Source organism: Desulfobaculum sp. SPO524, from assembly GCF_044987625.1.
Lineage (GTDB): Bacteria > Desulfobacterota > Desulfovibrionia > Desulfovibrionales > Desulfovibrionaceae > Desulfobaculum.
The window spans coordinates 1,164,684-1,176,684 of record NZ_JBJDSB010000001.1 but is presented as its reverse complement, the minus strand read 5'-3'; the positions used below and the strand labels follow the sequence as shown (position 1 = coordinate 1,176,684).

The following is a 12,001-nucleotide window of genomic DNA, read 5'->3' as shown; positions in this document are numbered from 1 at the left end:
ACTGGGAGTACAATGCTAGCTTGTAAGGAGTTATTCACGTGGATGAGAACCTGAAATCCCACGACATGGCCGAAGCCGGTCATGACACACAGCCCATCCGTCTTGGCATTGCCCGGTGCCTGCTTGGTGACGAGGTCCGCTATGACGGCACGCACAAGTTGGACAAATATATCCGCGATGTCCTCGGGCAGTTTGTGGAGTTTGTCCCCGTGTGCCCGGAGGTGGAGTGCGGTATGCCCATCCCGCGCGAGGCCGTGCGCCTTGTGGGGGACGTGGACAGTCCGCGCCTTGTGGGGCGTGAGTCCGGAACGGACTGGACGGAAACGATGCAGACGTGGGGCAAGTCCCGCCTGCGTCAACTGGAGAACGAAGACCTGTGCGGCTACATCTTCAAGTCGCGCTCGCCGTCCAGCGGTATGGAGCGCGTGAAGGTGTTTCAGGAGAACGGCCAGCCGCTGTATACCGGTGTGGGCATGTGGGCGCGCATGTTTATGGACCACTTCCCCATGCTGCCCTTTGAGGAAGACGGCCGCCTGAACGATATGGGCCTGCGCGAGAACTTCATCAAGCGCCTGTTTGTCACGTGGCGGTGGCGCAATTTGATGAAGGCGGGCTTCACCATGGGCGCGTTGGTGGACTTCCACACCCGGCACAAGATGCTCATCCTCTCGCACAACCAAAGTGTGTACCGCGAGATGGGCAAGCTGGTGGCCGGAGGCAAAGATATGGACCCGGACGAGCTTGCCGCCACCTACTGGGAGCTGCTCAGTCGCGCCATGGCCAAAAAGGCCACGGTGAAGAACCACGTCAACGTGCTCACGCACATCCTTGGGCACTTCAAAGAGGACCTGTCTTCGGATGAGAAGCAGGAGCTTTTGGACCTCATTGAAGCGTACCGCAAGGGCCTTGTGCCGTGGATATCGCCGCTGACGCTGGTGAACCACTACGTGCGCAAATACGACAACGACTACCTGCGTCAGCAGGTGTACCTGAACCCGCATCCTAAGGAACTGAAGCTGTTGTTCCATGCCTGATGCCGCAATGCAGAAAACACGGGTGGCCGTTATCGGCGCCACAGGCTACGTGGGCGGGCGCCTTGTGCCCCGCCTGCTGGAGGCCGGGTACGCCGTGCGCGCCGTGGCGCGCTCCGCAGTGAAGCTGCGGGGGCGGCCATGGGGCGGCCACCCGAATCTTGAAGTCGCCGGAGCGGATGTGCACGACCGCGCATCCCTCTCGGCGGCGCTCAGGGGCGTTGAGGTTGCGTATTACCTTGTCCACTCCATGGTGCCGGGGCAGAAGGATTTTGCCAGCGCGGACCGTGATGCCGCCCGCCACATGGCCGAAGCCGCGGCGGAGCAGGGCGTATCGCGCATTATTTACCTTGGCGGGCTGGGGGACGAGGACGACCCGGACCTGTCCCACCATTTGCGCTCGCGCATGGAGACGGCGCATGTGCTGGCCGAGGGGCCGGTGCCGGTCACCTTTTTGCGCGCGGCCATGATTCTTGGCTCGGGCAGCGCGTCCTTTGAAATCATGCGCTACCTTGTGGACAGGCTCCCGGTGATGGTCACCCCGCGCTGGGTGCGCACCCTGTGCCAGCCTATCGCCATCACCGATGTGCTGGGCTACCTGCAGGGCTGCCTTGAAGCGCCGCAGACGGCGGGGCAGACTTACGACATTGGCGGCCCGGACGTGCTGGACTACGAGCAGATTTTTCGCATCTACGCCGAGGAGGCCGGGCTGCGTCGGCGGCTGGTCATCCCGGTGCCCGTGTTTACCCCCAAGCTCTCGTCGTGGTGGATACACCTCGTCACGCCCGTACCTGCGGCCTTGGCGCGCCCCCTTGCGGAGGGCCTGCGCAATGAGGTGGTGTGCCACGAGTCGCGCATAGCGGCGGTCATCCCCCGCCAAACGCTCACCGTACGGCAGGCCATCCGCCGCGCTCTCGACCGCGTGCGTCAGCACGAGGTGGAAACCTGCTGGGCCGATGCCGGGGAATTGCTTCCGCCCGAGTGGCTGGCCTGCGGCGATGCGCCCTATGCCGGGGGCACGGTGCTGGAGTCCAACCACAAGGTGGTGCTGGCCTGCCCGCCGGAGCGCGTGTGGAAAACCATTCGGGGCATTGGCGGCGTACACGGCTGGTATTACGCCGAGCCGCTGTGGATGCTGCGCGGCCTTGTGGACCGGCTCATTGGCGGCGTGGGCCTGCGCCGCGGCCGCCGCGACCCGGACGACCTGCGCCCCGGCGACGCGCTGGATTTTTGGCGCGTTACCGCCGTGGAGGAAAACAGCCGCCTGCAACTGCTGGCGGAGATGAAGCTTCCGGGCGAGGCGATTTTGCAATTTTCCCTGACGCCCACCGAGGACGGGGGGACGGAGCTTGCGCAGGTGGCGCGCTTTCTGCCGCGCGGCCTTGTGGGTATTGCCTATTGGTACAGCCTGTATCCGGTGCACGGCTGGCTGTTCAAGGGCATGCTCCGCACCATTGCCGGACGCACGGGATGCGCCGTGTGTGACGCCCCGCGCGCCTTTTCCGGCAGTGGCGGCATGTGCGTTTTGCCCGAGGCGCAGGACGCGCCGCCTTCCAAAACTGATTGAGGAGACACGATGCATACCGTTCATCCGGCCCGTGTCCGCCGCGTCCGTGATGGCGCGGGCGGAACCGGGCCTGTTGTGTACTGGATGAGCCGCGACCAGCGCGCGGATGACAATTGGGCGCTGCTGCACGCGCGCGACTGCGCCGACGATGCGGGCGTGCCCCTTGTGGTGGTGTTTTGCCTGTCGCGGACCTTTCTTGGAGCCACGCGCCGGCAGTATGACTTTCTGCTGCGCGGGCTGGCGGAGACGGCCCGGCGTTTGGCGCAGGTGGGCATACCTTTCACCGTCCTGCGCGGGGCCGCGCCCGAAACCCTGCCGGGGTATCTGGCCGAAGTCCGCGCGGCGCGGCTGGTGACGGACTTTGACCCGCTGCGCCTGAAACAGCAGTGGCTGGCGGATGTGGCGCGCGCCGTGGTCTGTACGGTAGACGAAGTGGACGCCCACAATATCGTTCCCTGCCGGCATGTGTCGGACAAGCAGGAATACGCCGCCCGCACCATCCGTCCCAAAATCCACCGCATGCTGGATGAGTTTCTGGAGCCGTTCCCGGAGCTGACGCCGCCGCGCGCCTCCGGCGCGGAGCTGGGTGTGGATGCCCCGGATGGTGACGCCTCAGACGTGGACGCCCTGCGACGCTGGGTGCAGGCCGACGACGCCGTCCCGGCCGTGGACCTGCCGCCGGGCGCGGACGCGGGCCTGCGGCGCATGGAAGAGTTCCTGCACAGCCGCGTCCGCCGCTACCACGAGACGAGCAGTGACCCTACGGTGGATGGCGTGTCCATGCTGTCGCCGTATCTGCACTTTGGGCAGGTGTCGGCGCACCGGGTGGCCCTTGCGGCCAGCGCCTGCGGGCGCGGCGAGGGCGTGACCGCGTTTTTGGAACAGTTGGTGGTGCGCCGGGAGCTCACGGACAACTTTTGCCTGCACAACGAGCGTTACGACAGCTTGGACGGCGCACCGGACTGGGCGCGGCGCACGCTGGACGCCCACCGCGATGACGCGCGCCCGCATGTGTACATGCGTGAGGCCTTTGAGCGGGCGCAGACCCACAGCGCCCTGTGGAATGCGGCCCAGCTGCAAATGGTGCGCACGGGCTTTATGCACAACTACATGCGCATGTTCTGGGCCAAGAAGATTCTGGAATGGTCGCGGACGCCCGAGGAGGCGCTGGACACGGCCATATACCTCAACGACCGCTACCAGCTTGATGGCCGCGACCCCAACGGCTACGTGGGGGTGATGTGGTCCATCGGCGGCGTGCACGACCGGGGCTGGCGCGAGCGCGATGTCTTTGGAACCGTGCGCTATATGAACGAACGCGGCTGCCGCCGCAAGTTTGACGTGGACGCCTACATCCGCGCCTACGGCAACGCCCAGCAGCAGATGCGCCTGCTGTAGGCCTGCCCGCTTCTCGAAATACCAAAAGCCCCCGGCATCGCGTGATGCCGGGGGCTTTTGGTGTGGCGTCTTAGTCCTCGAAGGTGAGTTCCACGCGGGTGCCGCTGAGCTTGAGGTTGGCGTTGAAGCGTTTGCCCTTTTTGGAGACAAAGCGCCCGCGTTTAAAGGTGCGGCCCTTGGTGAGCAGGTCGCGCATTTGGTTGGGCAGAATCTCGCCGCCAAAGGCGCGGCGACGGATGCTGAACGCGCAGGTGCCGCCGCTTTGCGCGGCGTTTTCGCACTCGTACACGTCCGGCTGTTCCAGAACGTTTTTGCCACACAGGGGGCACGCGCCCACGGATTCCCCGGCGTGCTTGGGCGGGGTTTTGGCCGGGCCGCCAATGGGGAAGCCGTCGGCATCCACCTGCGGCGCTGGGGCGGCTGCTGGGGCTTGCTCCTGCTGCGGCGCGGGGGCGCTTTGGGGAGCTGGGGCGTCCAGCGGAAAGCCGTCGCGGTCCACGCGGGGGCGGGGCTTAGGCCGGGGCTGGGCGGGCCTTTGGGGCGCGCCGGCCGGAGCCATTGAGGGCGGCGGCAGGGGAAAGCCGTCCTTGTCAAAGGCGCGGTGGTTGCGGATGACCGTGACGTTATGGTGCACGTTTTGCCGCACGGCCTGCATAAACTGGCTGTAGGAAAAATCGCCGCGTTCAATGTCGCCAAGTTTCTTTTCCCACTCGCCTGTGAGTTCCGGCGAGGTGACGTCGGGCAGGTGGGCGGTGATGACGTCCACCGCGTGGCACCCGGCATCCGTGGCGATGAGCTTTTTCTTGTCCTTGGCGATGTACTTGCGCGAGAGCAGGGTCTCGATAATTTGGGCGCGGGTGGCCGGCGTGCCAAGGCCGCCCTCTTTCATGGCCTCGCGCAGTTCCTCGTCGTCCACCAGCTTGCCCGCCGTTTCCATGGCGCCAAGCAGGGTAGCGTCCGTAAAGTGGGACGGCGGTTTGGTCTGGTGCGCCTTGCTGTGCAGGTCGTCCACGGCCACCTTGGAGCCCTTGCGCAGTTTGGGCAGTGGATTGTCCTTGGCCGCGCGCCACGGTTCGGCGGCCAGCCAGCCGCGGTCCTTGAAGACCTTGCCCGTGGCCTTGAAGCGTTCGTCCTCCACCGTCACCCACAGCGTGGTGGCCGCAAACTTCACCGGCGGCAGGAAGGCCGCGATAAAGCGGCGGCAGACCATCTCGTAGATATGCCATTCGTTGTCGGACAGGGACTCGCGCACGGCCTTGCGCGCCGTGGGGATGATGGCGTGGTGGTCCGAGACCTTCTTGTCGTTGACGCAGGCAAAGCTGGACTTGGCTTCCTTGATGCGCGTTGCGGCGCCTGCTGAAATTTCCGGGAACAGGTGGTAGGTGGCCCGCAGATGCGAGAGCGCTTCCTTGAACAGTTCTTTGGTCAGGTAGCGGGAGTCCGTACGCGGATAGGTGAGCAGCTTTTTTTGCTCGTACAGCGCCTGCGCGATGGCCAGGGTGTCCTTGGCGGACAGGCCGTAGCGGGAGTTTGCCTCGCGCTGGAGGGTGGTCAGGTCAAAGGGAAGCGGGGGCTTTTGTTGGCGCTGTTGGCTTTTTGTGCCGTCCACTACGCCGTCTTTGCCCAGGCACTTCTCCACGATGGCGGCGGCGTCCGCTTCCGCGTCGACGCGTGTTTCCTTGTACTCCGGCGGCTTGTGCCACACGGCGGAGAAGGCTTCCTCCTCGCGGGACATGGTGGCCTCAACGGTCCAGTAGTCCTTGGGGACGAAGTGCTCAATCTCGCGGCGGCGGTCCACCAGCAGTTTGAGGACGGGCGTCTGCACGCGCCCAACGGTGATGAGATTTTTGTCCTTGAGGGTGAACAGGCGCGAGTAGTTCATGCCGATAAGCCAGTCCGCCTCGGCGCGGGCAAAGGCCGCAAGGCCGAGGTTGCGCTTCTTTTCGCCCTTGACGGTGCTGGCGAGGGCTTTTTTGAGGCCCTGTTCGGTCATGTCGCTGGCCCACAGGCGGCGGATGGGCTTGTCGCACCCGGCCATGACGTAGATGCGGCGGAAGATGAGTTCGCCCTCGCGCCCGGCGTCAGTAGCGTTGAGGACTTCGGTCACGTCCGGCGCATCCAGAAGCGACTTCACGATGTGGAACTGCTTGGCGGATTTGGGCAGTACGGCCAGCTTGAAGCGCCGGGGAATCATGGGGAGCTGGTTCATGTTCCAGCGTCCGGCCCATTTTTCGTCCTGCTCTTCTGGTTCGGCGATGTTGACGAGGTGCCCCACCGCCCAGGTGACCGCGTACTGCTCGTTGGCGATATAGCCGTCCTGCCGCGCACCGCGCACGCCAAGGACCTTGGCTATTTCCCGAGCCACGGATGGTTTTTCCGCTATGATGAGTGTTCGTCCCACGTATGAAGCTGCCTCCGGTTCATGATTGCCGCGCGAGCGCGGCTGAGCATGCAATACAATCGAATGGCCCAAAGGGAAAGGGGGCAGATGGATTTGTGTGCGCTGCGCCCGTCCGCCCCTGCCCCCAAGGGCGCAGGCAATTCACCTCGACATGCGCTCCGGCCTATCTTAGTGTGGGAGAGTGGAAATCTGCGCGCACCAGTGCCGCGTGGGAAACCGGAACCCAAGGGGGCAGGGCCGTGTCGTTTGCCGAAGCTGTCATTGCCGGAGGGGCGGGGGGACTGACTGTTGTGGCCATGGTGGCCGGATGGGCCATGGTGAGCGTGCCGCTGCGCGTTGCGCGCCAGCGTGGCCGGGGGGAGACGCCGTCGGCTCTTGGGGCGGGGCTGCGTCAGCGCGCCCGGCAGCTGTGGGCTCTTGCGCCCTACAGCCCTGCGGTGTTCGTCTTTAGCCTATGTGTGGCGCTTATTGCGGAGTACGACGGGCGCGGCATCATCCCCTACGTGCTGGCCGTGGTGTGCATCTTCGGCACGGTGGGCATGGTGTTCGCCGGGCTGCATTGGTCCACACGCCTTGAGGGCGCGCGGAGGGAGGAGAGCGGCTCCCCACCCCCGCCGGACGCCTGATTCTGCGCCTCTCCTGTGTTGCCCCGCAGCCCCCGGCATGCGCCGTGAACACCTTGCCCCGCGAAAGGTTTGCTTGTTCCGGGACGTATGCTAGAAGGTGATGTCCGAGGGGGACAAAGGAGAACAGAGCAGGAATGTCGAAAACGTGGATACGTACCAAAAGGCCGGAATTCGTGCGCGATGTAGTGCGCGATTTCTGCCTTGTTCATCGTGAGCTTGAGAAGGAGTTCCGGCACTACGACAAGACCGGACATGTGGATTTCTCCATGATCCGCAACCTCTTGGGGCAGGAGATGAACAAGGGCCTGCTGTGGCGGCTCAAGGACACCGCGCACCTGCTCTTCAAAAAGAACGCCTCGGAAAACGGCCTCAACGGCCAATTTCTCGACTGGAGCATCGGCTACATCTTCCACGACACCATCAAGCTCAAGGAAGATGCCTACCAGCAGCAGAACTACGCCCCGTGGTTCCGCGAGCTCCAGCGCCGCCAGCTCTCCGACGACGCCCGGCTTATCTCGCAGGAGCTTATGCGCGTTCTCGATCAGACCAACGAAAGCATCGAGCGCGAGATAGGCCGCATCCGCTTTATCCTGTTCAACTGCCGTCGCCTGCTCATCGACTATCTGGCCCAGCATCGGGACAATGAACTCCTTGCCCGCTTCCTGCTGGCGCGGGAGGAGCTGGTGCGCGAGGTCTTCGGCAGCGGCTACGCCCGCCTGCTGGACAGCGTGTATGGCGACGAGCCGGAGTTGTTGTATCTGCTGGCCGCGCGCAGCCTGCGCGAAGGCGGCTGGCGCGAGGACGCCATGCGCGCCCTCAACGAAGCCGAACGCATCAACGCCGACCATCCTCTGCTGCACAAGGAACGCGGACGCATCTGCGCCAAACGTTCCTGATGCAGCCGGCCCTGCGTGCGCAAGCATCAACGCAGGGCCACCCACCTGCCGCCGGTGAGGCCATATCCGGCATTTGCACTTCTCCGACTTTTTGGTACCGTTCCGCTACGATAGGGCAGGAATCTTCTGCCATGCGCAATATATTCCAGTACAAAGGAGCCGTACCCAATGCCTTTTCTGCACTTCAACCGTCCTCCAACGTACGCGTTGCAGAACCCTGACGAGCCGGAGCTCTTTCGGCAGAATTTCCCCTACACCAAAGTCGGCCGCGTCAACTTTGACGACAGCTTTCTGGTTCCGCGCCCCGCAGAACCAATGTTCATAACGGATACCACCTTCCGCGACGGACAACAGGCCAGACCGCCCTACACCGTCAAGCAGATTGCCACCATCTACGACTATCTGCATAAGCTGGGCGGGCATTCCGGCCTCATCCGCCAGAGCGAGTTTTTTCTCTACTCCGCCAAGGACCGGCGCGCCGTCGAGACCTGCCTTGCCCGGGACTACGCCTTTCCGGAAGTGACGGGCTGGATCCGCGCCAACCCGGACGACCTGCGCCTCGTCAAGGAAATGGGCCTGCGCGAGACGGGCATGCTTACCTCCGTGTCCGACTACCACATTTATTTGAAGCTCAAAAAAGACCGCCAGCAGGCCATGGACGACTATCTGGCCATCGTGGAAAAGGCCCTTGAGTGGGGCATTGTGCCGCGTTGCCACTTTGAGGACATCACCCGCGCGGATATCGACGGCTTCTGCGTGCCCTTTGCCATCCGCCTGATGGAACTGGCGCGCCAGAGCGGCCTGCCCGTGAAGATTCGCCTGTGCGACACCCTGGGCTTTGGCGTGCCGTACCCCGGCGCGGCGCTGCCGCGCTCCGTGGCGAAGATTGTGCGCGCCTTTACCGATTCGGCCGGCGTGCCCGGCGAGTGGCTGGAGTGGCACGGGCACAACGACTTCCACAAGGTGCTCGTCAATGCGTCCACGGCGTGGCTGTACGGCTGTTCCGGGGCCAACGGCACACTCCTTGGTTTTGGCGAGCGCACGGGCAATGCGCCGCTGGAGGCGCTGATCTTTGAGTACATCTCCCTCACGGGCGAAGACGACGCCGCCGTCACCGAGGTGATCTCCGAGATTGCGGACTACTTCGTGCGCGAGCTGGATTACCGTATTCCGCCCAACTACCCCTTTGTGGGGCGCGACTTCAACGCCACCAGTGCGGGCATTCATGTGGACGGCCTCATCAAGAACGAGGAAATCTACAACATTTTCGACACGGAAAAGATCCTTGCCCGGCCCATCCCCATTATCATCACGGATAAGACCGGCAAGGCTGGCGTGGCCTACTGGATCAACCAGCATCTGGAACTGAAAGGTTCCGAGCGCATCGACAAGCGTCACCCCACCGTGGGCAAGATTGCCGGGCACATTGCCCGCGCCTACGAAAAGGGCCGCACCACGCACTTCTCCAACAAGGAGATGAAGGCGCTGGTCAAACGCTTCATGCCCGAACTGTTCCCCTCGGAGTTCGATCACCTCAAGGCTGTGGCCCACACGCTGGCCGCCAAGGTCATCGAGCGCCTGTCCAGCCAGTGCGACATCCGGGGCATGGAGACGTCCGCCGTGGAGCGCTGCATGGACGACTTCCTCGCGGAGTACCCGTTCATTCAGTACCTGTACCTTATCGATACCACCGGCCACATCATCAACAGCGCCGTGTGCAACGCCGAGGACAGGCCCAAGTACACCCTGTTCGACTACACCACCGACTTCTCCGACCGCGAATGGTTCACCGTGCCCATGCGCACCGGCAAGCTGCACGTGACGGACTTCTACAAGTCGCACTTCACGGGCAAGCTGTGTCTTACCGTCGCCACGCCAGTGGATGACGAGAACATGGAGATTCAGGGCATCCTTGGCGCGGATATCCGCTTTGAGGAACTGCTGCGCCGCCACGAGGCGCTCATCATGGAGGAGGAAGAGGAGAACGGCGACGCCCACGCGCGCTAGGCCCGCACAGGGCGTGCCCTGTGCACCGCCTCTTTTGCCGTCATCCCCATCTGCCCACCACGAGGCATAAAAAAGGCTCCGGAGTATCTCCGGAGCCTTTTCTGTGTGGTCGGTAGTGCGTCGGTACGCCGCGCGGCTATTGGTACAGCTTCAGGCTGTCGCCGGGGTAGATGCGCGGGGAGGACATGTTGTTCCATGCCATGATGCTGCGCGTGCTGACGCCAAAGCGGCGGGCGATGTCATACAGGGTGTCGCCGCGGCGGACCTTGTAGGTGATAAGCTGCTTGGCCTTGCGCGCTTCGGACTTGGTGCGCTTGGCGGCCACGGAGCTTTGGTCCGGGATGTACAGGCGCTGGCCCGGTCGCAGCGTGCTGCGCGACGATATGCCGTTGGCGCGCGCCAGCGTCGCCACGGTGGTGTTGTAGCGCTTGGCCACGTCCCACAGGGTGTCGCCACGGTGGACCGTGTAGTTGGAGCGCGACTGCGCCAGTTGGCGGGTGCGGGCCTTGGAGGTGCCGCGTCCCGGAATGGCAAGGCGCTGTCCCGGCATAATTTTAGAGCGGGTGGTGATCTTGTTGGCGCGGGCCAGTTCGCTGACGCTGACGCCATGGCGGCGGGCGATGGTCCACAGGGAGTCGCCGCGGCGCACGCGGTAGGAGCTTGCCGTCAGGTTGCGTTTGGCGGACCGTTTGTTCATCTGCTGGGCGGTCAGGCGGGTTTGGCCCTTGCCCGGAATCTTCAGCGTCTGGCCCGGACGGATCAGGTTGGAGCGTCTGCCGTTGAAGTTCTTCAGCACCGCGATGGGCACGCCAAAGCGGCGCGAGATGCGGTACCACGAATCGCCACGGCGGACCTTGTAGAATGCGTAGTAGCCCGTGTACGTCTTGAAGTCCGCGCTTGCGAGGTAGCCCTGAGCGGCTTCCAGCTTATCCAGCGGCACGTACACCGTGCTGGATTTCTGCGGGTGGGTTCCCGGCTCCACGTAGGCGGTGTTCATGGCGTGGAATTCCTCCCACGGCACGTCCAGCGCCTTGGCAAAGGCCTTCAGGTCCGTGCGGGGCTTTGTCTCCACGGAGGCAATTTCGCCGGAGCCGCTCCAGTTGGGCTTTTCAAAGCCCAGCGACTCCAGATTGCGGACAATCTTGATGACGGCCATCAACTTGGGCACGTACTGGCGCGTTTCGCGCGGGAGGTAGTACAGACGGCGGCCACGGCGCCAGCGGTTCTGGCGTTTTTTGGACAGCTCAAAGAAGTCGTCACAGCCGCTGCGCTTCATGGCGCGCATCACGCGGCCCTCACCGGCGTTGTACGCCGCAAGGGCAAGGTACCAGTCGTCGAAGTCGCCGTAGAGTTTGGTCAGGTAGTCCGCGGCAGCGTGGGTGGATTTGTAGGGGTCATAGCGTTCATCCATCCACCAGCCAACGTCCAGACCATACTTTTTGCCCGTAAACGGCATGAACTGCCACAGCCCCTTGGCACCGGCATGCGAGCCGGCTTTGGGGTTGAAGCCGCTCTCTACAAAGGGCAAAAACACGAGGTCGTGGGGCAGGCCGCGCTCCGCAAAGACCTTGCGGACATACGGAAGATATGTTTCAGAACGCTCAAGCCAACGGGCGAAGTTCTTGCGCCCCCGCTTGTTGTGGGTAAAATACCGGAAGAAGGAGAGCATTTCCTTGGTTTCCACGGAGTCGAGCTGAAAGCTCAGGTCCGCTTCGGTTTCCAGGGCCTCCTGCTCCGTAGCGGACAAAGGCGCTTCGTCCGCTTCGGCAAATTCCTGCACGGCCTCATCACTGGGCTGTTCAGGTTCCTCGCCATGCTCCGGCGCTGCGGCCAACTCGTCCGGCATGCCCTCGTCCACCGTGATAACGGCGTCCTCTTCGGGCAGCGGTTTCTTTGTGGCGCAGGCCGAAAGCCCCGCGATACAGAGGGCGAGGACCAGCACCAACAGAGTGCGGGTGACGGCCGTCGCGTGTGTATGTGCCTCTGGGGCGTCGGTCTCAGAGTATGTGTATGTGCTCATCGGTTCAGGATGTGTTTGCGCTCAGTCGAGCATGCTAGTTAGAAAAATATCTAGA

General features: G+C 63.6%; 8 protein-coding genes. 6 read left to right on the top strand and 2 right to left on the bottom strand.

Annotation, left to right across the window (positions count from 1 at the left end; genetic code table 11):
- Positions 1–38: 38 nt before the first annotated feature.
- From ACI3L3_RS05005 to ACI3L3_RS04995, 3 genes are read left to right on the top strand one after another with little or no spacing between them, the layout of a single operon-like run.
- On the top strand, positions 39–1,034 hold the full coding sequence (locus tag ACI3L3_RS05005; RefSeq protein WP_404843991.1) for a YbgA family protein: 996 nt from the start codon (positions 39–41) through the stop codon (positions 1,032–1,034).
- A gap of 7 nt (positions 1,035–1,041) precedes the next feature.
- A complete protein-coding gene (locus ACI3L3_RS05000; protein WP_404843990.1) occupies positions 1,042–2,598 on the top strand; it encodes an SDR family oxidoreductase in 1,557 nt (518 codons plus the stop codon).
- Between the two features lie 9 nt (positions 2,599–2,607).
- The gene (locus ACI3L3_RS04995) at positions 2,608–3,996 is read left to right on the top strand and encodes a deoxyribodipyrimidine photo-lyase (RefSeq protein WP_404843989.1); all 1,389 of its coding nucleotides are present in this window, start codon (positions 2,608–2,610) and stop codon (positions 3,994–3,996) included.
- 70 nt (positions 3,997–4,066) lie between these two features.
- Here the strand turns inward: ACI3L3_RS04995 and ACI3L3_RS04990 are convergent, their stop codons facing one another.
- Positions 4,067–6,397, bottom strand: a complete 2,331-nt coding sequence (locus tag ACI3L3_RS04990) for a DNA topoisomerase 3 (RefSeq protein ID WP_404843988.1) — start codon at positions 6,395–6,397, stop codon at positions 4,067–4,069.
- Positions 6,398–6,636: 239 nt separating this feature from the next.
- Between ACI3L3_RS04990 and ACI3L3_RS04985 the strand changes: the two genes are divergently transcribed.
- From ACI3L3_RS04985 to ACI3L3_RS04975, 3 genes are all read left to right on the top strand, one after another.
- A complete protein-coding gene (locus tag ACI3L3_RS04985) occupies positions 6,637–7,023 on the top strand; it encodes a hypothetical protein (RefSeq protein WP_404843987.1) in 387 nt (128 codons plus the stop codon).
- Between the two features lie 134 nt (positions 7,024–7,157).
- Positions 7,158–7,919 (top strand): hypothetical protein, encoded by a 762-nt coding sequence (locus ACI3L3_RS04980; RefSeq protein WP_404843986.1) that lies wholly within the window; start codon positions 7,158–7,160, stop codon positions 7,917–7,919.
- Positions 7,920–8,087: 168 nt separating this feature from the next.
- The gene (locus ACI3L3_RS04975; RefSeq protein WP_404843985.1) at positions 8,088–9,926 is read left to right on the top strand and encodes a histone-lysine N-methyltransferase; all 1,839 of its coding nucleotides are present in this window, start codon (positions 8,088–8,090) and stop codon (positions 9,924–9,926) included.
- Positions 9,927–10,062: 136 nt separating this feature from the next.
- On the opposite strand, the gene ACI3L3_RS04970 is transcribed toward ACI3L3_RS04975, so the two are convergent.
- On the bottom strand, positions 10,063–11,946 hold the full coding sequence (locus tag ACI3L3_RS04970; RefSeq protein WP_404843984.1) for a LysM peptidoglycan-binding domain-containing protein: 1,884 nt from the start codon (positions 11,944–11,946) through the stop codon (positions 10,063–10,065).
- Between the last annotated feature and the right edge of the window lie 55 nt (positions 11,947–12,001).